Origin of the sequence: Acetobacter lovaniensis, assembly GCF_014207635.1 — a bacterium.
Classification (GTDB): domain Bacteria; phylum Pseudomonadota; class Alphaproteobacteria; order Acetobacterales; family Acetobacteraceae; genus Acetobacter; species Acetobacter lovaniensis.
In genome coordinates this window covers 388,002-409,865 of sequence record NZ_JACHIE010000001.1, presented here as the reverse complement: position 1 = coordinate 409,865, position 21,864 = coordinate 388,002, and the positions used below count along the sequence as shown (strand labels likewise).

Below are 21,864 nucleotides of genomic sequence, written 5' to 3'. Positions count from 1 at the left end.
ACGGCTATTTCCAGAATGATGACCGGACCCGTTTTTAGTCAGGGGTCAGGTGAATGAACCAGATTGTTCTTGTAGCACTCAAAAAACCATACACTTTTGTTGTGCTGTCCATCCTGATTCTGGTTTTTGGAATTAAGGGTATTTTCTCCACGCCAACGGACGTTTTTCCCAGTATCCGTATCCCTGTTGTGGCTGTCATCTGGCAATATACAGGGCTTATGCCCGAGGATATGTCGGGTCGTGTGGTCTATTATTACGAGCGCGCACTTACCGCGACCGTGAATAATATCGAACACATTGAAAGCCAGTCCTATTACGGGCGCGGGATTGTTAAAATCTTTTTCCAGCCCGGTACAAACACGTCCGTTGCGCAAACCCAGATCACATCCGTCTCCCAGACCGTGATCAAGCAGATGCCAACCGGCTCCACGCCGCCACTTGTTCTGGCGTATGACGCGTCCTCCGTGCCGGTGATTACGTTGCAGGTCGCGTCCACGTCCATGACGGCGTCCCAGATTTATGACATGTCCTCCAACCTCATCCGGCCCGCGCTGGTATCTGTTGCAGGGGCGGCCATTCCCAATCCGTATGGGGGCAAGCCGGGTAACGTCATGGTTGATCTGGACCCGGTCAAGCTGCTGGCGCACAGCCTTTCCCCGGTGGATGTCTCCCGCGCATTGAACAGCCAGAACATTGTGCTACCTGCCGGGGACCAGCGTATTGGCCCGTTTGACTGGATGGTGCAGACCAATGCCGCCCCGCGGGAACTGGATGAACTGAACGATATTCCCATCAAGCAGGTCGGGCACGCCGTGGTCCGCCTGCGCGACGTGGCGTGGGTGCATCAGGGTGGTCCACCGCAGACCAACCTTGTGCTGGTCAAGGGCCAGCAGGGTGTTCTGATCGTGGTCATGAAGAGTGGGGATGCCTCAACACTGGATGTGGTGGCGGGCATTAAAAAACTGCTGCCAGGCATTGTGCAGACCCTCCCGGCCGGTGTGAGCATCCGCGTGCTCAATGACGCCTCGACCTTTGTCAAGGAGTCCGTGCGGGACGTTGTGCGCGAAATGGTAACCGCCGCCTTCCTGACCGGGCTTGTGGTGCTGCTGTTCCTTGGGTCGTGGCGTTCTACCGTTATTATTGCCACCTCCATTCCGCTGGCCATGCTGTGTTCGATCATCGGGCTGGGCTGGGCTGGGCAGACCATCAATGTCATGACCCTTGGCGGGCTGGCGCTGGCCGTTGGTATTCTGGTTGATGACGCCACGGTCATGATCGAAAACATTGATGCGCATCTGGAAATGGAAAAGGATCTGGAAACCGCCATTGTGGACGCGGCCAACCAGATTGTTATTCCAACCTTTGTTTCCACGCTGTGTATCTGCATTGTGTGGATGCCGCTGTTCCAGCTTACCGGTGTTGCTGGCTGGCTGTTCATGCCCATGGCTGAAGCCATTATTTTTGCCATGCTTGCATCGTTCATTCTCTCGCGCACACTGGTGCCGACCATGGCCAAGTACATGCTGGCAGCACAGGTGGCAGCCCATGCGCACGGCCCGCAGGAACCCAAAACGGTTTTTGGCCGGTTCCAGCGGGGCTTTGAACGTGGGTTCGAAGCCTTCCGTCACCGCTACCATAGCCTGCTCACGTATCTGATTGAGGTGAGGGGGACGTTTATTCCTGTATTCGTACTGTGTTCGTTCGGGTCTCTGGGGCTGCTGTTTTTTGTCGGACAGAACTTTTTTCCCGAGGTCAATTCGGATGTCATTGCCCTGCATATGCGTGCACCCATTGGCACGCGGCTGGAGGAATCCGGAAAGATTTCCCAACTGGTGGATCAGGAGGTCGAACATACGCTGCCCGGGCAGGTGGAAGGGATTGTCAATAACTGCGGTCTGGCGTTCAGCGCGCTCAACATGGCCTATATTCCAACGCCAACCGTGGGGACGCAGGATTGTGACATTACCATTTCACTTAAGGACGAAGCCGCTCCTGTGGCGGAATATCGTCGCCTGCTGCGGCGTAGCCTGAACGAAAAATTCCCCGGCACCCAGTTCTCCTTCCTGCCGGGGGACCTGACAGCCAAGATCCTGAACTTTGGCCTGCCATCCCCGATTGATGTGCAGGTGGTCGGGCGTGACCTGCGGGCCAATTTCCATGTTGCCAACCGCATTGCGGAGCGGCTGCGGCATGTGACCGGCCTGACCGATATTTCGGTGCAGGAACCCATGACCACGCCAACCCTGCGTGTGAATGCACGCCGCATGTATGCGCTGGGTACGGGTATCCGTGAGGCGGATGTGGCCGATAACGTGCTGGTCTCGCTTTCGGGCAGTTCGCAGGTCGGGCAGGTTTACTGGCTGGATACCAAGACCGGCGTTTCGCACCTGATTGATATCCAGACCCCTGCTTCCTTCCTCCAGACCCTGAATGATCTGGAAATCACCCCGATTGATAAGGGGGACGGTAATCCCAGCGGGCAGCCCCCGCAGATTCTGGGTGGGCTGAGTCAGATCGAACAGGTCGGGACCCCGGCCGAGGTCGCGCATTACAACATCATGCCCGTGTTCGATGTCTATGCCTCGAACGAGGGGATCGATCTGGGTACCGTCTCGCGCGAGGTGGTGCGGATCGTGGATGAACTCAGGCCCGACCTGCCGCGTGGCACATCGCTGACCGTGCGCGGACAGGCCGTGACCATGAACAGCGCCTATGCGCAGTTGCTGGCCGGGCTGGCTATGTCTGTCCTGCTTGTTTACCTGCTGATTGTGGTCAACTTTCAGTCCTGGCTGGACCCGTTCATTATCATCACGGCGTTGCCCGGCGCGCTGGCGGGTATTTCGTGGAGCCTGTTCCTCACACATACAACCCTGTCTGTTCCAGCGCTTACGGGTGCGATCATGTGCATGGGTACGGCCACGGCCAACGCCATTCTGGTTGTGGCGTTTGCGCGTGAGCGGCTTGATGAGCATGGAGATGCCATTCTGGCAGCGCTTGAGGCAGGGTTCGAGCGTATTCGCCCGGTGATGATGACGGCATCCGCCATGATTATCGGCATGCTGCCCATGTCTTTGAGCAACTCGCAAAACGCGCCTTTGGGCAAGGCGGTCATGGGGGGACTGCTGGTGGCGACGGTGGCGACGCTACTGTTTGTTCCCTGCGTGTTTGCAATGTTGCACAACAAAAAAGAAGTACCGACGACAAAAGAAGAGGAAGCTGGCGTATGACCCCGGAACACGACAAGACGGGTGGCGTGGACGCCAAGGTTAAAGCTGCGGTAGCTGCCCGTAAAAGAAAAATGGGGTTTGCTGTTGTCGCGGGCGTGGCAGGCTTCCTCATCATTGTAGGGCTTGTGCAAAGACATTCGGCCTATGTGCAGCTGGCGCAGGAAACGGCGCAGGATGCGGTGCCCGTTGTGCAGGTCATTTACCCGCAGCAGGCGCCTGATGAGCGTGAACTCTCGCTGCCTGCCAATATTGCGGCATGGTACCAGGCCCCGATTTATGCACAGGTCTCGGGCTACGTAAAAATGTGGTACAAGGACTTTGGCGCGCACGTAAAAGCGGGAGACGTACTGGCCGAAATTGACACGCCCGGCCTCGACGCCCAGTACGCCGCAGCCCAGGCCAATTACAACGTGGCGCTGGCCCGCTACAAGCTGGCCCAGATTACCGCACGGCGCTGGAAGGCCCTGCAGGGCACGCAGGCAGTCTCCCAGCAGGAGGTTGATGTTCAGGCCGCCAATGCCGAGGCCCAGAAGGCGCAGGTCGAAGCCGCCCAGCATGATGTTGAGCGTTATGCCGCCCTTGAAGGGTTTAAAAAAATCGTGGCACCGTTTGACGGTATCGTCACATCGCGTATGGCCGATGTGGGGGATTACGTTAACGCTGGACGCGGAGATGTGGATTCCCGCGGGAATGCCACGGAACTGTTCAGCGTCGCGGATGTGCATGCCATGCGCGTGTTTGTGGCCGTGCCGCAGGATTACGCGGATATTATCTCTCCCCGCCTGCAGGCGGACCTGATTGTGCCGCAATACCCCGAGCGTACGTTCAAGGCACGCTATCTGGCGACAGCGAGCGCCTTTAACCCCAATACCCGCACGGTTACAACCGAACTGGTGCTGGATAACAAGAGCGGTGAACTGTGGCCGAACTCCTTTGCCACAGCCACCTTCCACGCACCTGCTGACCCGAACCAGCTTATTCTGCCCGAGGGGGCGATTGTGTTCCGGCAGGAAGGAACGCAGGTCGCTCTGGTGGATGACAGCAACCATGTGCATCTGGTCAATGTGGCGCTTGGGCGTGATCTGGGGACAACGGTGGAGGTGCTGCGCGGGGTTAAAAAAACCGACAGGGTGATCAACAACCCTTCCGCAGGACTGCTGGATGGGCAGATGGTGCGGATTGTTAAAGGCACTCCCGGTTACAATATGCCTCCCGCACCCCCGGCAAAGGCTGCGAATACAAGCCGGGACGATACCCGCGCCATGCCCGAAGATAACCGACCCATGCCGGAATCCGGGGGGCGTCCATGAAGGGCAGGGCGCAGGGTAGCCGGGTTTTTGCCGCACGCTTCATGCTTGGGAGCTGCCTCCTGTCGGTTCTGGCTGGGTGCGACATGGCGCCACGCTACAAGCCTGCCACGTTTATCTACCCCGATAACTGGCAGGGCGGTGGTGTCATGCAGCCCGCTGGTGGGGTGGATACAGCGCTCAACCCGAACTGGTGGGCTGTGCTGGGAGACCCCCTCCTGAATGATCTGGAGGAACAGGCCATGCGCCTTAACCCCGATCTTCAGGCGCAGGCGGAGGCTTTTCTTCAGGCGCGGGATCTGGCCATGGAGGCAAAATCCAGACTGTACCCGCAAATTGGCGGTATGGCTGGCGGGGCAAAGTACAAGGGGTCGGACCATCGCCTGTGGCGTGGAGCAGGCTCCACCGGCCCCATGTATATGTCCGCCGAGCAGTATTCGGGTTCGGCGACATGGGAGCCGGATTTCTGGTCCGCCATCCGGAACAAGACGCGCATGGCAAAGCAGAACGTGCAGGAACGTGCGGCGGATTATGCAGCAGCAAAGCTGAGCCTGCAGGCCGAGCTTGCCAGCGATTACGTTGTGCTGCGCGGGCTGGACGCGCAGGACGCGGTTTATCAGGATTCCATCCGCTACTACAAAACAGCGGTGCAGATTACCAACATGCGTCTGGCTGGGGCCATTGCGCCGGGTATGGATGTCTCCCGCGCTGAGGCGCAGCTTTATGCCACACAGGCGCAGGAGACCGACATCCGCACCCAGCGTGACGTGATGGAGCATGCCATTGCCGTGCTGGTCAATCAGACACCCGCTACTTTCCATATTGCACCGGTGAGCACCCTGACCTTCGCTCAGGGGCCATTGCCGGTTGCCCTGCCATCCACCCTGCTGGAAAGGCGGCCCGATATTGCCGCGGCGGAGCGGCGTATGGCGCAGGCCAACAGGGCGATAGGTGTGTCCCGTGCCGCATTTTACCCGCATGTGACCTTTAACGCCACGACCGGATTTATGGATAACGGGTTCGACCTCGCATCGCTTTCCAACTCCATGTACCAGTTTGGAGCACAGGCACTTCTTCCGCTCTTTCAGGGTGGCTTGCGTCGCGCGGACCTGCAACGCAGCTGGTCGCAGTACCGCGAGAAGGAGGACCTGTACCGCAGCACGGTGCTGGACGCCTTCAAGGAGGTTGAAGATGGGTTGACCCGTGTCAACAGGCTCAAGGTGCAGGTAGGCCAGCAGTCCAGTGCAGTAGATGCCGCAGTGCGCACACAGGGCATGACCATGGCGCTTTATACAGGTGGGCTTACCAATTATCTGGACGTTGTGGTGGCGCAGGTTGCCGCCCTGAATGCCCGCATCGCTCTGGTGCAGACCTGCACGCGTGCCATTGATGCCCGCGTGGAACTGATTCGCGCTCTGGGTGGCGGATGGTCCCGTGACCAGTTGCCGACGGGTGAGAGTGTGCTTATGCCCTTCAAGCCGTTGCAGTACAGCAATCTGCGTCAGGCTCCGGCTGCGGGCGGTATTACAACCGTGCGTGACCCGGCCAGCATGGACCTGAGCGGTAGCGCAAAAGCACGTGTCCCTCTTGACAGTCATGCCGCGCACAGGTAAGCGCGCTTTTCCTGATCGGAACGCGGGAGGTTTCTGCCAGCGCCTTGTGTGCAGGCCGGAATCGTTAAGAACCGCGGTCCGGGTACATTTTTGAGGAGTCCCGGATATGGCCAAAAAAGTTGTTGGCTACATCAAGCTTCAGATTCCCGCTGGTAAAGCAAACCCTTCACCGCCGGTTGGTCCGGCTCTGGGTCAGCGCGGTCTGAATATCATGGAATTCTGCAAGGCATTTAATGCCAAGACCCAGGGCCTTGAACCTGGTATGCCGATTCCTGTGGTGATCACTGCCTATGCTGACCGTACGTTCAGCTTCATCACCAAAACCCCGCCGAACACCTACTTCCTGCTCAAGGCCGCCAAGATTTCCAAAGGTAGCCCGACGGTTGGCAAGGGCGGCGCTGTGGGTAAGGTGACCATGGCTCAGCTGCGTGAAATTGCTGAACAGAAGCAGCAGGACATGAACGCAAACGACATTGACGGCGCCGTACGCATGCTGGTGGGTTCTGCCCGCTCCATGGGTCTTGATGTGGTGGAGGGCTAAGATTATGGCTCAGAACAAGCGTCTTGCGGCTGCTCGCGCCAAGGTTGTTGCCGGTAAGGCATACGGTCTGGACGAAGCTGTTTCCCTCGTCAAAGACAACGCAACTGCAAAGTTTGACGAAACGGTTGAAATCGCCCTGAATCTGGGTATTGACCCGCGTCATGCTGACCAGATGGTCCGTGGTTTTGTGTCCCTGCCCAACGGCACGGGCAAGACCCTGCGTGTTGGCGTGTTCGCACGTGGCCCCAAGGCTGAAGAAGCCAAGGCCGCCGGTGCGGATGTTGTTGGCGCGGAAGATCTGATGGAGCAGGTGCAGGCTGGCGAAATCGCTTTCGACCGCTGCATTGCAACGCCGGACATGATGGCTCTGGTGGGTCGTCTGGGTAAGATCCTCGGTCCGCGTGGCCTGATGCCCAACCCCAAGCTGGGTACTGTGACCATGGACGTTAAGGGGGCCGTTCTGGCAGCCAAGTCCGGTCAGGTTGAATACCGCGCTGAAAAGACCGGTATCATCCATGCTGGTGTTGGCAAGGCTTCCTTCAGTGCGGACAAGCTGGCTGAAAACGTGCGCGCATTTGTTGATGCCGTGCAGAAGGCCCGCCCGACCGGCGCCAAAGGCACCTACCTGAAGAAAGCTGCCCTGACCTCCACAATGGGGCCGGGTGTACAGGTGGACGTCTCTGCCTTCGCAGGCTGAGCAAGAATGTTGCCAGACTGGCCCTTGCGGCTGGTCTGGTGCATGAAGGAGTGGTTTACCACTTCTTATACCTGTCCGAGACCACACGTGAGTTTGCTCTTAATCGGCTCTTCGGGGCTGGCGCGTGGTAAGACGGGGATGCTGGTTGCAGGCTGAGAATTTTCGGCAGTGCCAGATATTCCGTTTATCAAGGACAGGCGAGCGGGTTCTGTTTGTTGCAGAACCTAAAGGGCAACCCGTTCTGTCAGGTTCAGACCTGATGGAACAAGACGGAGACGGGATTTGGACCGTACGGAAAAGAAGGCCCTTGTTGCCTCTCTGGCCGCCGTGTTCGCCGAAACGTCCATGGTTGTGGTTACCCGTAATAAAGGGTTGACCGTAGCTGATGTGACGGATCTGCGACGCAAGGTGCGGGCAGCGGGTGCAAACTACAAGGTTGCCAAAAACCGGCTGGCAACTCTCGCCCTGGATGGGACCCAGTTCAGCGGCATCGCGCCGTTGCTGACGGGGCCGACCGCGCTTGCGTGGGCGGACGAACCTGTAGCAGTGGCGAAGGTGATCGTTGAGTTCGCCAAAACCAATGACAAGCTTGAGCTGCTTGGTGGTTCTCTTGGTTCTCAGGTACTTGATGTAGCTGGGATCAAGGCTCTCGCCGAGCTGCCGTCGCTCGACACGCTGCGCGCGCAGCTCGTGGGTCTTATCTCCACGCCCGCTACGCGCATCGCCAGTGTTGTTCAGGCGCCGGCTGGCCAGCTTGCTCGTGTTTTTGGGGCCTATGCCAAAACGGGTGAAGCTGCCTGACCACATGCTCCCTGATGGGGGTATGTACAAGAAATACGCGTAGCCTCTGTGTGGAGGTTGCGTTTTGCTAACCAGTGTTTATATTAGGAAGTCTGACTATGGCTGATCTTGCTAAGCTTGTTGACGAACTGTCCGTTCTGACCGTTCTTGAAGCTGCTGAACTTTCCAAGCTGCTCGAAGAAAAGTGGGGCGTTTCCGCTGCTGCTCCTGTTGCAGTTGCTGCTGCTGCTCCGGGCGCTGTTGCTGCTCCTGCTGAAGAGCAGACCGAATTCACGGTTATTCTGGCCGCCGCTGGCGAAAAGAAGATCAACGTGATTAAAGAAATCCGTGGCATCACGGGTCTGGGTCTGAAGGAAGCCAAGGACCTGGTTGAAGGCGCTCCCAAGACCGTCAAGGAAGGCGTCAACAAGGACGAAGCCGCCAAAATCAAGAAGCTTCTTGAAGATAACGGCGCAACCGTCGAAGTTAAGTAAGATTGCCTTGGTCCCGCCCATATGCGGTGGGGTGAAGGAAATTGAGGTTCTCGGGTGGGGGTGTATGCCTCCGCCCGTTTGCCTGTTTCAGGTTGATCTGGAGCAGGTAGCCGGGTAAATCCGGTTTGGTTTTGGCCGAAAGTAGGTCGGACCATCAGGCTCGCGGCAGACCACGAGCCTGATGGTCCGAGATAAGGGCGGGGCAGGAGCGACGATGAACGCAATCACCAAATCGTTCACAGGACGGAAGCGGATTCGCAAGAGTTTCGGGCGGATTCCCGAAATCGCCCCGATGCCGAACCTGATAGATGTGCAGCGCGCGTCTTACGAGACGTTTCTTCAGGCCAATGTGTCGCCTGATGCGCGTACGGCTACGGGTTTGCAGGAGGTATTCCGTTCCGTATTTCCGATCAATGACTTTGCCGGTCGTGGTCGTCTGGAATTCGTAAGCTACGAATTTGAAGAACCGAAATACGATGTTGAGGAATGCATTCAGCGTGGACTCACGTTCTCCGCGCCGCTGAAGGTTATCCTGCGCCTGATCGTGTGGGATGTGGATGAAGACACGGGTTCGCGCTCCATTCGCGACATCAAGGAGCAGCCGGTTTATATGGGCGACATGCCGCTCATGACCGATAACGGTACCTTTATCGTTAACGGTACCGAGCGCGTTATTGTCAGCCAGATGCACCGTTCTCCCGGGGTGTTCTTTGATCACGACAAGGGTAAAACGCACTCGTCGGGCAAATACCTGTTTGCAGCGCGCGTCATTCCTTACCGTGGCTCCTGGCTGGATTTCGAATTCGACGCCAAGGATCTGCTGTACGTCCGTATTGACCGCAAGCGTAAACTGCCCGTTACCACGCTGCTTTATGCGCTCGAAGGTGCTGCTTCGGCCGCTGCGCGCAAGGCAAAGCTGGCTGAAGGTGGGGATGTGGATGCGCTGGATATTCATGGCATGGATGCCAATGAAATCCTCGGCTATTTCTACGACACAGTCACCTTCACCAAGTCCGCCAAGGGCTGGGCGCGTCCGTTTGATGCGGATTCTTTCCGTGGTCTCAAGCTGCTGGCGCCGCTGGTGGATGCCGAAACCGGTGAAGTTGTGGCCGATGCCGAAACAAAGCTGACGGCACGTCTGGTTCGCAAGATTGCTGAAAAGACCCGCGAAGTGCTGGTGGGTGAAGTTGATCTGATCGGGCGCTTTATCGCTCATGACATGGTCAACATGAACACCGGCGAAATTTACGGTGAAGCCGGTGAGGAAATCACCGAAGCCCGTCTGGCAGCCCTTGAAGAAGCCGGAATTACCGAACTGCCGGTTCTGGCTATTGATTCCGCCAAGGGGCCGTGGATCCGCAACACGCTGACCGTTGATAAAAACAGCGGCCGTGATGAAGCGCTGATCGACATTTACCGCGTCATGCGCCCCGGTGAACCGCCAACGGCGGAAACGGCCGAAGCCATGCTGCAGGGTCTGTTCTTTGACGCAGACCGCTACGACCTGTCGGCTGTCGGTCGTGTGAAAATGAACATGCGTCTGGACATTGATGTGCCAGACACCGTGCGCGTTCTGCGTAAGGAAGACATCCTGCGCACCATCAAGGTTCTGTGTGACCTGAAGGATGGACGCGGTCAGATCGACGATATTGATAATCTGGGGAACCGTCGTGTCCGCTCCGTGGGCGAACTGATGGAAAACCAGTATCGTATCGGCCTGCTGCGCATGGAGCGCGCCATTCGTGAGCGCATGGGTTCGGTGGATATTGATACGGTCATGCCGCATGACCTGATCAACGCCAAGCCTGCCGCTGCTGCTGTGCGTGAGTTCTTTGGCTCATCCCAGCTCAGCCAGTTCATGGACCAGACCAACCCGCTGTCCGAAGTCACGCATAAGCGTCGTCTTTCCGCACTGGGTCCGGGTGGTTTGACGCGTGAACGTGCAGGCTTTGAAGTCCGTGACGTTCATCCGACCCATTATGGCCGTATCTGCCCGATTGAAACGCCTGAAGGCCCGAACATCGGTCTGATCAACTCGCTGGCCACATACGCCAAGGTGAACAAATACGGGTTTATCGAAACACCGTATCGTCTGGTCAAGGACGGCGTGTTGCAGGACGGCTGGAAATACCTCTCCGCCATGGAAGAGGAAAAGCTGGTTGTTGCTCAGGCTGACGCCAAGGTGAACGATCAGGGTGCGCTGACCAGTGATCTTGTTTCTGTCCGCCGTAACGGTGACTTCCGTCTGGTTCCCCCGACCGAAGTGACTGCCTGCGACGTATCGCCCAAACAGCTTGTTTCTGTTGCAGCAGCACTCATCCCGTTCCTTGAGAACGATGACGCGAACCGCGCACTCATGGGTTCCAACATGCAGCGTCAGGCTGTACCGCTGGTGCGCTCGGATGCGCCGCTGGTTGGTACGGGTATGGAAGCGGCTGTTGCACGCGATTCCGGTGCAACCATTGTTGCCAAGCGCAATGGTGTTGTGGACCAGATTGACGGTGCCCGTATTGTTGTGCGCTCGACGGATGCCAGCGGTGCCACGCAGGGGGTCGATATCTATCGCCTGCGTAAATACTCACGCTCCAACCAGTCCACCTGCATCAACCAGCGTCCGCTGGTCCATGTGGGCGATCAGGTCAGCGCGGGTGATATTATTGCCGATGGTCCCTCCACGGAGCTGGGTGAACTGGCTCTGGGCCGTAACGTGCTGGTCGCGTTCATGCCCTGGAACGGTTACAACTTCGAAGACTCCATCCTGATTTCCGAACGGATTGCCAAGGATGACGTGTTTACCTCGATCCATATCGAGGAATTCGAAGTCATGGCCCGTGACACCAAGCTGGGTCAGGAAGAAATCACCCGTGACATCCCCAACGTTGGCGAGGAAGCCCTGCGCAACCTCGACGAAGCGGGGATTGTCTATGTTGGTGCCGAGGTTAACCCCGGCGATATCCTGATCGGCAAGGTTACACCAAAGGGCGAAAGCCCGATGACGCCGGAAGAAAAACTCCTCCGCGCCATTTTTGGTGAAAAAGCATCCGATGTGCGTGACACATCCCTGCGTCTGCCACCCGGCACAACGGGCACCATTGTTGACGTGCGTGTGTTCTCCCGCCGTGGCGTGGATAAAGACGAACGCGCAATGGCTATCGAACGCGCAGAAATCGAACGTCTGGCCAAGGACCGTGATGATGAACGGGCCATTCAGGAGCGTTCCTTCTACAGCCGTCTGCGTGAAAAGCTGCTCGATCAGACTGCCGGTGCTGGCTACAAGGGCATTCGTTCCGGCACGGTGATCACGCAGGATGTTCTGGACGAACAGCCCCGCGCCACGTGGCGGCATATCGTTGTGACCTCTGACAGCGTTATGGCAGAGCTTGAAACCCTGCGGCGCGAGTTTGATGCGGCTATTGCCCGTATTCAGGCCCGTTTTGAAAGCAAGGTTGAAAAACTCCAGCGTGGTGATGAACTGCCACCCGGCGTGATGAAGATGGTCAAGGTGTTTGTCGCGGTTAAGCGTAAGCTTCAGCCGGGTGACAAAATGGCCGGTCGTCACGGGAACAAGGGGGTTGTCTCCCGCGTGGTTCCGGTTGAAGACATGCCGTTCCTGGAAGATGGAACGCCGGTTGATCTGGTTCTGAACCCGCTTGGCGTGCCATCGCGCATGAACGTCGGTCAGATTCTGGAAACGCATCTGGGTTGGGCATGTGCCAATATCGGCCGTGGTATTGGGGAACTGGTGGATGACTACCAGCGCACGGGCGAAAAACGTCAGGCTCTGCTGGACCGTCTGAAAGACGTGTATGGCGACAAGGTCTATGACGACGCCATTGCGAACATGAACAACGACGAACTGGTGGAACTGGCCAATAACCTGCGCAAGGGCGTGCCTATTGCGACCCCTGTGTTTGACGGTGCTTCCATCCCCGATATTGAAGCCATGCTGGAAAAGGCTGGTGTTAACAAATCGGGCCAGTCGCAGTTGATTGATGGGCGGACAGGCGAACAGTTTGAACGCAAGACGACTGTCGGTTACATTTACATGCTCAAGCTGCATCACCTTGTTGATGACAAGATCCATGCCCGTTCCATTGGTCCATACTCGCTTGTTACGCAGCAGCCGCTGGGTGGTAAGGCGCAGTTTGGTGGCCAGCGCTTTGGGGAAATGGAAGTGTGGGCGCTCGAAGCCTACGGTGCTGCTTACACGCTGCAGGAAATGCTGACCGTGAAGTCGGATGACGTGTCTGGCCGAACAAAGGTTTATGAAGCGATTGTACGCGAACAGGATGACTTTGAAGCCGGTATTCCGGAAAGCTTCAACGTGTTGATCAAGGAACTCAAGTCCCTTGGCCTCAATGTGGAGTTGGAGCAGGGGGCAGACTAACGGTGATTTTCCCCGCCACAATCCGTACTTATTTCAAGAAGGAGGCTGGAGCCATTGCTCCAGCGCTCCATTTCCCTTTGGGGGCTTCTGCACATGAATGAACTCATGAAAATTCTTGGCCAGACCGGCCAGGCAATGACCTTTGACCAGATCAAGATCCAGCTTGCATCGCCTGAGCAGATCCGGTCCTGGTCTTTTGGTGAAATCAAGAAGCCCGAGACCATTAACTACCGTACGTTCAAGCCTGAACGTGATGGCCTGTTCTGCGCTCGGATTTTTGGCCCGATCAAAGACTACGAATGCCTTTGCGGCAAATACAAGCGGATGAAGTTCCGCGGTATTATCTGCGAAAAATGCGGCGTTGAAGTCACACTGGCCAAAGTCCGCCGTGAGCGCATGGGTCATATCCAGCTCGCCAGCCCTGTTGCGCATATCTGGTTCCTGAAGTCCCTGCCAAGCCGCATCGGCCTCATGGTCGACCTGACGCTCAAGGATCTGGAAAAGGTTCTGTATTTCGAGAACTATCTGGTTCTTGAACCGGGCACGTCTCCCCTCAAGCAGTATTCTCTCCTGAGCGAAGAGCAGTATCTCGACGCAATGGATGATTACGGCGAAGAAGGGATTGAAGTCGGGATCGGCGCTGAAGCGATCAAGAAGGTTCTTGAACGCATTGAGTGTGATGCCGAAAAGGTAGAACTGCGTCAGGCGCTCAAGGAAACCACGTCCGAAGCCAAGCGCAAGAAGCTCGTCAAGCGCCTCAAGCTGGTCGAAGCTTTCTCGGAAAGCGGGGCACGCCCCGAGTGGATGATTCTGGACCTGGTTCCGGTTATTCCGCCTGAACTGCGCCCGCTTGTGCCGCTCGATGGCGGGCGTTTTGCAACGTCCGATCTGAACGATCTGTATCGTCGCGTTATCAACCGTAACAACCGTCTCAAGCGGCTGATGGAACTGCGCGCGCCCGATATTATCGTGCGTAACGAAAAGCGCATGCTGCAGGAAGCTGTGGACGCCCTGTTCGATAACGGTCGCCGTGGCCGTGCGATTACAGGTGCCAACAAGCGCCCGCTCAAGTCCCTGTCTGATATGCTCAAGGGCAAGCAAGGTCGCTTCCGTCAGAACCTTCTGGGTAAACGCGTTGACTACTCTGGCCGTTCGGTCATCGTGGTCGGGCCGGAACTGAAGCTGCATCAGTGCGGTCTGCCCAAAAAGATGGCGCTGGAACTGTTCAAGCCCTTCATTTACGCCAAGCTGGAAAAGTATGGTCATGCCACGACCATCAAGGCCGCAAAGCGGATGGTGGAAAAAGAACGCCCCGAAGTCTGGGATATTCTTGAAGAAGTTATTCGTGAGCATCCTGTCCTTCTGAACCGCGCACCGACCCTGCACCGTCTTGGTATTCAGGCGTTTGAACCTGTGCTGGTCGAAGGTAAGGCCATTCAACTGCACCCACTGGTCTGCACCGCCTTTAATGCGGACTTTGACGGTGACCAGATGGCCGTGCACGTACCGCTCAGCCTGGAAGCCCAGCTTGAAGCGCGCGTGCTGATGATGTCGACCAACAACATCCTCAGCCCCGCCAACGGCAAGCCGATTATCGTGCCGTCTCAGGATATTGTTCTTGGGCTGTATTACCTCAGTCTGGAAACGCCTGAGTTCAAGGTTACGCCTGACCGGAACGAATACGACGAAACAACGGGTGAACTGGTCAAAGCCGGTGCCGTGTCTTTCTCTTCCATCGGGGAAGTGGAATACGCGCTCAATGCTGGTGCGCTCAAACTGCACGACAAGATTCGGGCCCGGTTTGAGCAGATTGATGCAGATGGCAAGCGCGTCTATGAAACAGCCGTGACCACACCCGGTCGTGTGCTGATCGCGCAGATCCTGCCCAAGCATGAAACCATTCCGTTCTCCCTGATCAACCGCCAGTTGACCAAAAAAGCCGTGTCGGACGTGATCGATACGGTTTACCGTCACTGCGGCCAGAAAGAGGCTGTCATTTTCTGTGACCGTCTGATGGCGCTCGGTTTCCGCCACGCTGCCAAGGCGGGTATTTCCTTCGGTAAGGATGACATGATCATCCCCGCTGAAAAGAAAGAACTGGTCGATCGCACCGCAGCTGAAGTTAAAGAGTTTGAACAGCAGTATCAGGATGGTCTGATTACGGCTGGCGAACGCTATAACAAAGTGGTCGATGCCTGGTCACGTTGCACGGACGAAGTGCAGGCGGCCATGACCAAGGAAATTTCCCGTCAGGAAGTTGGCAAGCCCATCAACTCCGTGTGGATGATGAGCCACTCCGGGGCCCGTGGGTCGCCGGCGCAGATGAAGCAGCTTGCCGGTATGCGTGGTCTGATGGCCAAGCCGTCCGGTGAAATTATTGAACAGCCGATTATTGCCAACTTCAAGGAAGGCCTGTCGGTTCTCGATTACTTTACGTCCACCCATGGTGCACGTAAGGGGCTGGCCGATACCGCGCTGAAAACTGCAAACTCCGGGTATCTGACCCGTCGTCTGGTTGACGTGGCGCAGGACAGCATCATTATCGAGGAAGATTGCGGTAGTGAGCGCGGTCTGACCGTGCGTGCGGTGATGGATGGTGGGGAAGTCGTTGCCTCCCTGTCCGAACGTATTCTGGGTCGCACACTGGCGTCCGACGTTGTGGAACCCACGACTGGCAAGGTCATTGCAGCCCGTAACCAGCTTGTTGATGAAGCGGATGCGGAACGTATTGAAGCCTCGGGTGTGGAAGTTATCCATATCCGTTCCGTGCTGACCTGCGACAGCCGCGTTGGTGTTTGCGGTCGTTGCTATGGGCGTGATCTGGCGCGTGGTACGCCGGTTAACATCGGCGAAGCCGTTGGTGTTATCGCCGCGCAGTCCATTGGTGAGCCTGGTACCCAGCTGACCATGCGTACCTTCCATATTGGGGGTGCGGCGCAGCGTGGTGCTGAACAGTCCATGATCGAAGCGTCCCGCGATGGTAAGATTGTCATCCGCAACCGTAACGTGGTGCAGAACAGCCAGAACGTGCCAATCGTTATGGCCCGTAACTGTGAAATCCTGTTGACAGACGAAAAAGGTGTGGAGAAATTCCGCTACCGTGTGCCTTACGGTGCGCGTCTGCTCACAACGGAAGGCGCTACCGTGGCTCGTGGCCAGAAACTGGCCGAGTGGGACCCCTACACCCTTCCGATCATCACGGAAAAAGCCGGTAAGATCGAATATCTGGACCTCATCGATTCCATCACGCTTGTCGAGCGTATGGACGAAGTGACCGGCCTGACCTCCAAGGTGGTGGTTGACTACAAGCAGGCAGGCAAGGGCGTTGATCTGCGTCCTCGCGTGCAGCTTAAGGATGCCAACGGCGAAGTGGTGAAGCTGGATAACGGTGGTGAAGCCCGCTACTTCCTGTCGCCTGAAACACTGCTGTCTATTGAAAATGGTGCTCAGGTGAATGCGGGTGACGTGCTGGCACGTCTGCCGCGTGAAGGTTCCAAAACGCGCGATATTACCGGTGGTCTGCCGCGTGTGGCGGAACTGTTCGAAGCGCGTCGCCCCAAAGATCACGCTATTATTGCGGAAATGGAAGGGCGCGTTGAATTCGGCAAGGATTACAAGTCCAAGCGCCGTATCGTCGTGAAAAACGACGAAACAGGGCATGAGCAGGAATACCTGATTCCCAAAGGCAAGCATATTTCCGTACAGGAAGGCGACTTTGTGGAAAAAGGCGATCCGCTGGTTGATGGTCCCCGTGTTCCGCATGATATCCTCAAGGTCATGGGGGTCGAGGCTCTTTCTGATTACCTGATCAATGAAATTCAGGATGTTTACCGTCTGCAGGGCGTGAAGATTAACGATAAGCATATTGAAGTTATCGTTCGTCAGATGCTCCAGAAGGTGGAAATTCTGGAACCGGGTGATACGACCTACCTGATCGGTGAGACGGTGGATCGGCTTGAGTTCGATGCCGAAAATACCAAATGTCTCAATGCGGGTGAGCGCCCCGCGTTGGCCATGCCGGTGCTGCAGGGGATTACCAAGGCATCGTTGCAGACCCAGTCCTTTATCTCGGCCGCGTCCTTCCAGGAAACCACGCGTGTGCTGACCGAGGCGGCAACAGCCGGTAAGGTTGATAAGCTCATGGGCCTGAAGGAAAACGTGATTGTGGGTCGTCTGATCCCGGCAGGGACAGGGAGTGTCATGAAGCGCCTGCGCGCCATTGCTGCGGAGCAGGACAAACAGCGCGTGAACCGCACGGCTGCTGAGTAAGTCTTTGTTATAAAGACAGGTTGAAAAAGGCCGGGGCTATGCTCCGGCCTTTTTTATGGGTCTTGAGTCAGGCGCGTAAAGAATCGCCGGGTAAAGCTTGACTTCTGGTAGGGGGGGCTGTAGTTAGCAGCCCTCAGCTTTGTTTATCTTTATTGATGAACAGGGCACTCAGGTTCTCTGTATGAGTTTTAGCATGCGGCTGACTTCCGGGGGGAAGTGGAGCCGGATGCCAATATAGCCCCATTCGGGTTGTTGCCTGATGGGATCTTTTTAATGAAAGTCGGCTGGCCGCAGAGGATGCGGCTGGTCGACCGAACTGTGTAAGGATCGGGAAAGGCGCATGCCGACCATCAACCAGCTCATTGCCAAAGGGCGTAAGCCTGCAGTCAAGCGGAACAAAGTGCCCGCTCTGCAGGGCTGCCCCCAGAAGCGCGGTGTTTGCACCCGCGTTTATACGACGACACCGAAAAAGCCTAACTCCGCACTGCGTAAAGTTGCCAAGGTGCGTCTGACGAATGGCTATGAGGTGGTTAGCTATATTCCTGGTGAAGGTCACAACCTTCAGGAACATAGTGTTGTGCTTATCCGCGGCGGTCGTGTGAAAGATTTGCCGGGTGTTCGTTACCACATCCTTCGCGGTGTTCTCGATACGCAGGGTATCGCCAAGCGGCGTCAGCGTCGTTCGCTGTATGGCGCCAAGCGTCCGAAATAAGAGGAAGTTAAGGTATGAGTCGCCGTCATCGTGCTGTTAAGCGCGAGATCCTTCCCGATCCGAAGTTCGGAGATGTCGTCATTACGCGTTTTATGAACGCGCTGATGTTCGACGGTAAGAAGTCCACAGCTGAAAAGATTGTCTATGGTGCGATTGACGCCATGGCCCGTCGCAATGGTGCAGCATCCGATCCGATCGCGCTGTTCCATAATGCTCTGGATAACGTAAAGCCGGCCGTTGAGGTCCGCTCCCGCCGTGTTGGTGGTGCGACCTATCAGGTCCCGGTCGAAGTGCGCACTGACCGTCGTCAGGCTCTGGCTATCCGCTGGGTCATCGATGCAGCGCGCAAGCGTGGTGAAAACACCATGCAGGACCGTCTGTCCAACGAACTTCTGGATGCCGTGAACAATCGTGGTGCGGCTGTGAAGAAGCGTGAAGACACGCATCGTATGGCTGAAGCCAACAAGGCATTCAGTCATTATCGCTGGTAATCCGTGAAAGTTCCGCTTTCCCTCTTGTCGAGGGATTGGGGCACTTATAACAACTGCATCCCGGACATTTTTTGGGGCATGGAGTAAACAATGGCTAAGGCTAAATTTGAGCGGAATAAACCGCACTGCAACATCGGCACCATTGGTCACGTTGACCATGGTAAGACGTCTCTGACGGCTGCTATTACGAAGACCCTGGCAAAGACCGGCGGCGCTGAGTACAAAGCATACGACATGATCGACGCCGCTCCCGAAGAACGCGCTCGCGGCATCACCATTTCCACCGCTCACGTGGAATATGAAACCGCAAACCGTCACTATGCGCACGTCGACTGCCCCGGACACGCTGACTATGTGAAGAACATGATCACCGGTGCGGCTCAGATGGATGGTGCCATCCTCGTTGTGTCCGCTGCTGACGGTCCGATGCCGCAGACCCGTGAACACATCCTGCTTGCTCGTCAGGTTGGTGTGCCGGCTCTGGTTGTCTTCCTGAACAAGGTTGACCAGGTTGATGACCCTGAACTGCTTGAACTGGTTGAAATGGAAGTTCGTGAACTTCTGTCTTCCTACCAGTTCCCTGGCGACGATATTCCGGTCATCAAGGGCTCTGCTCTGGTTACTCTGGAAGACGGCGACCCGGAAGTTGGTGAAAACCGCGTTCGTGACCTGATGGACGCAGTTGATGCGTACATCCCGCAGCCTGAACGCCCGGTTGATCGTCCGTTCCTGATGCCGATCGAAGACGTGTTCTCGATCTCCGGTCGTGGTACGGTTGTGACCGGTCGTGTGGAACGTGGTGTTGTCAACGTGGGTGACGAAGTTGAAATCGTCGGCCTGAAAGACACCATCAAGACCACCGTTACGGGTGTTGAAATGTTCCGCAAGCTGCTTGATCGCGGCGAAGCTGGCGACAACATCGGTGCTCTGGTGCGTGGTACGAAGCGTGAAGACGTTGAGCGTGGTCAGGTTCTGGCTAAGCCCGGCTCCATTACGCCGCACAAGAAGTTCAAGGCTGAAGCCTACATCCTGACGAAGGAAGAAGGTGGCCGTCATACGCCGTTCTTCACCAACTATCGTCCGCAGTTCTACTTCCGTACGACTGACGTGACGGGTGTTGTGCACCTGCCTGAAGGCACGGAAATGGTTATGCCCGGTGACAACTGCGCCATGGAAGTGGAGCTGATCGCTCCTATCGCCATGGACGAAGGTCTCCGCTTCGCTATCCGCGAAGGTGGCCGTACCGTTGGTGCAGGCGTTGTTGCCTCCATTATCGAGTAATCGATAAGGGATTAGAGACTGAGTGGCCCCGACCGATCTTCGGTTGGGGTCTTACTTGGCGGCCGGGTAAACCCGGATAAGTAAAGTGTTGGACTAAGAAACAGATGGACAACCAGAACATCCGCATTCGCCTGAAAGCGTACGATCATCGGGTGCTTGATAACAGCACGAAAGAGATCGTGAATACGGCGAAGCGTACGGGTGCGCGGGTTCGGGGTCCTATCCCGCTGCCGACGCATATCGAACGGTTTACGGTTAACCGTTCTCCTCACGTTGACAAGAAGAGCCGCGAGCAGTTCGAAATTCGGACTCATCGTCGTTTGCTCGATATTGTTGAGCCCACTCCGCAGACCGTGGACGCTCTCATGAAGCTCGACCTCGCCGCTGGCGTGGATGTCGAGATCAAACTTTAAGGTCCAGACGATGCGCACCGGATTGATCGCAAAAAAGTTGGGCATGTCCCGACTGTTCAAGGAAGACGGCACTCATGTGCCTGTCACCGTTCTGCACGTTGATGACGTGCAGGTGGTAGACGTTCGTACTCAGGAGCGTGATGGTTACGTAGCCGTCCAGCTGGGTATGGGCAACGCCAAGGTGAAAAACGTAACAAAACCCAACCGTGGCCATTTTGCCCGCGTGAAGGTTGAACCCAAGAAAACGGTTCGTGAGTTCCGGGTGGCGGATGACGCTACACTGGAAGTCGGTGCTGTTCTTTCTGCTTCCCACTTCGTTGTCGGCCAGAAGGTTGACGTGACGGGGACAAGCAAGGGCAAGGGGTTTGCTGGCGCCATGAAGCGCTGGAATTTTGCTGGTCTTGAGGCCTCGCATGGTGTGTCCATTTCGCACCGTTCGCATGGTTCGACCGGTAACCGCCAGGACCCTGGCAAAACCTTCAAGAACAAGAAAATGGCTGGTCATCTGGGTGATGAACGCGTGACCACCTTGAATCTGGAAATCGCAGCGGTCGATCCGGAAAAGAATCTGATCATGATTCGTGGCTCCGTTCCGGGAGCAAAGAATGGTGTCGTTCTCATTCGTGATGCGATCAAGAAAGCCCGCCATAGCGATGCGCCGTATCCGGCAGCTGTGAAGGCGGAGGCCTGAGATCATGGAAATCGAAATCAAGACACTTGATAACGGCACGGCTGGTTCAGCTACGCTTCCGGAAGAAATTTTCGGCGCAGCACCCCGGGCAGATGTAATGGCACGCGTTGTGCATTGGCAGCTGGCAAAACGCCGCGCTGGTACGCACAAGGTCAAGGGCATGGGCGAAGTATCCGGCACGACCAAAAAGCCGTATCGCCAGAAGGGCACGGGTAGTGCACGTCAGGGCTCCCTGCGCGCTCCCCAGTATCGCACTGGTGGTGTTGTGCATGGTCCGGTTGTGCGTGATCATGGTTATGATCTGCCTAAAAAGGTGCGTCGTCTGGGCCTGATCTCTGCTCTGTCGCAGAAGGCTGCTGAAGGTAAGCTCGTTGTTCTGGACACCGCTTCCGGCGTGACCAAGACCAGCGAACTGGCCAAGAAGCTGCAGGGGCTCGGCTGGGGCTCGGCTCTGATTGTGGACGCATCCGTGGACGAAAATTTCGTGCGCGCTGCTCGCAACCTGCCGAAGATCGACATTCTGCCGACCATTGGCGCGAATGTTTATGACATTCTGAACCACGAGGTGCTTGCCATCACGCAGGCAGGCCTTGAAGGACTGAAGGAACGCCTGGCATGACGAATATTCTTGCTATTCGCAAGAAAGCCGAGCGTCTCTCTCGGGAGGCTCTGTACGACATCGTGCGGACGCCTGTCATCACCGAGAAGGCGACTGCGCTTTCTGAAAAAAATCAGGTTGTTTTCAAGGTCGCAATGACGGCTAGCAAGCCTGAAATCAAGGTTGCGGTGGAAACGCTGTTCGGGGTCAAGGTTGTTGGCGTCAACACCCTTGTCCAGAAAGGTAAAACCAAGCGCTTTAAAGGGCGTATTGGTCAGCGTTCTGACGTTAAGAAGGCGTTCGTTCAGCTTGCAGAAGGTCAGTCCATTGACCTGACCGCGAAGCTGGCGTGACCAAGGGTAG

Annotated in this window: 16 protein-coding genes; all 16 read left to right on the top strand. The window is 56.6% G+C overall.

Going from position 1 to position 21,864, the window contains the following annotated elements:
* The first annotated feature begins 53 nt into the window (after positions 1–53).
* The 16 genes from HNR55_RS01880 to HNR55_RS01805 all read left to right on the top strand — a co-directional run bounded on the left by HNR55_RS01880 (position 54) and on the right by HNR55_RS01805 (position 21,854).
* The gene (locus HNR55_RS01880) at positions 54–3,227 is read left to right on the top strand and encodes an efflux RND transporter permease subunit (protein ID WP_166110517.1); all 3,174 of its coding nucleotides are present in this window, start codon (positions 54–56) and stop codon (positions 3,225–3,227) included.
* Positions 3,224–4,537 carry an efflux RND transporter periplasmic adaptor subunit gene (locus tag HNR55_RS01875; RefSeq protein ID WP_184382511.1) on the top strand — a complete coding sequence of 438 codons (1,314 nt, stop codon included), beginning with the start codon at positions 3,224–3,226 and terminating at the stop codon, positions 4,535–4,537. The genes HNR55_RS01880 and HNR55_RS01875 overlap by 4 nt, the downstream gene beginning before the upstream one ends.
* 41 nt (positions 4,538–4,578) lie before the next feature.
* A complete protein-coding gene (locus HNR55_RS01870) occupies positions 4,579–6,147 on the top strand; it encodes an efflux transporter outer membrane subunit (protein ID WP_242005411.1) in 1,569 nt (522 codons plus the stop codon).
* Positions 6,148–6,253: 106 nt separating this feature from the next.
* Positions 6,254–6,688 (top strand): 50S ribosomal protein L11, encoded by a 435-nt coding sequence (gene rplK / locus HNR55_RS01865; protein ID WP_166110511.1) that lies wholly within the window; start codon positions 6,254–6,256, stop codon positions 6,686–6,688.
* A 4-nt stretch (positions 6,689–6,692) separates the two neighbouring features.
* A complete protein-coding gene (rplA, locus tag HNR55_RS01860; protein ID WP_166110508.1) occupies positions 6,693–7,385 on the top strand; it encodes a 50S ribosomal protein L1 in 693 nt (230 codons plus the stop codon).
* 282 nt (positions 7,386–7,667) lie between these two features.
* Positions 7,668–8,186, top strand: coding sequence for a 50S ribosomal protein L10 (rplJ, locus tag HNR55_RS01855; RefSeq protein ID WP_166110505.1), 519 nt, complete (start codon positions 7,668–7,670; stop codon positions 8,184–8,186).
* Between the two features lie 98 nt (positions 8,187–8,284).
* On the top strand, positions 8,285–8,659 hold the full coding sequence (rplL, locus tag HNR55_RS01850) for a 50S ribosomal protein L7/L12 (RefSeq protein ID WP_166110502.1): 375 nt from the start codon (positions 8,285–8,287) through the stop codon (positions 8,657–8,659).
* 214 nt (positions 8,660–8,873) lie between these two features.
* Positions 8,874–13,046 (top strand): DNA-directed RNA polymerase subunit beta, encoded by a 4,173-nt coding sequence (gene rpoB, locus HNR55_RS01845; protein WP_166110499.1) that lies wholly within the window; start codon positions 8,874–8,876, stop codon positions 13,044–13,046.
* A gap of 93 nt (positions 13,047–13,139) precedes the next feature.
* Positions 13,140–17,315 (top strand): DNA-directed RNA polymerase subunit beta', encoded by a 4,176-nt coding sequence (rpoC, locus tag HNR55_RS01840; protein WP_166111239.1) that lies wholly within the window; start codon positions 13,140–13,142, stop codon positions 17,313–17,315.
* 340 nt (positions 17,316–17,655) lie between these two features.
* Positions 17,656–18,027: a 30S ribosomal protein S12 gene (gene rpsL / locus HNR55_RS01835; protein ID WP_003622698.1), complete on the top strand. Its 372-nt coding sequence runs from the start codon at positions 17,656–17,658 to the stop codon at positions 18,025–18,027.
* Positions 18,028–18,041: 14 nt separating this feature from the next.
* A complete protein-coding gene (gene rpsG / locus HNR55_RS01830) occupies positions 18,042–18,518 on the top strand; it encodes a 30S ribosomal protein S7 (RefSeq protein ID WP_059023537.1) in 477 nt (158 codons plus the stop codon).
* A 90-nt stretch (positions 18,519–18,608) separates the two neighbouring features.
* Complete coding sequence (gene tuf / locus HNR55_RS01825) at positions 18,609–19,799, top strand: elongation factor Tu (protein ID WP_166110496.1); 1,191 nt, start codon at positions 18,609–18,611, stop codon at positions 19,797–19,799.
* A 104-nt stretch (positions 19,800–19,903) separates the two neighbouring features.
* A complete protein-coding gene (gene rpsJ, locus HNR55_RS01820) occupies positions 19,904–20,212 on the top strand; it encodes a 30S ribosomal protein S10 (protein WP_007282720.1) in 309 nt (102 codons plus the stop codon).
* A gap of 10 nt (positions 20,213–20,222) precedes the next feature.
* Entirely contained in the window at positions 20,223–20,903 is a 681-nt protein-coding gene (gene rplC / locus HNR55_RS01815) for a 50S ribosomal protein L3 (protein ID WP_166110493.1), read from the top strand.
* A gap of 4 nt (positions 20,904–20,907) precedes the next feature.
* The gene (rplD, locus tag HNR55_RS01810) at positions 20,908–21,522 is read left to right on the top strand and encodes a 50S ribosomal protein L4 (RefSeq protein WP_166110490.1); all 615 of its coding nucleotides are present in this window, start codon (positions 20,908–20,910) and stop codon (positions 21,520–21,522) included.
* The gene (locus HNR55_RS01805) at positions 21,519–21,854 is read left to right on the top strand and encodes a 50S ribosomal protein L23 (RefSeq protein ID WP_048852979.1); all 336 of its coding nucleotides are present in this window, start codon (positions 21,519–21,521) and stop codon (positions 21,852–21,854) included. The genes rplD and HNR55_RS01805 overlap by 4 nt, the downstream gene beginning before the upstream one ends.
* Positions 21,855–21,864: the final 10 nt, after the last annotated feature.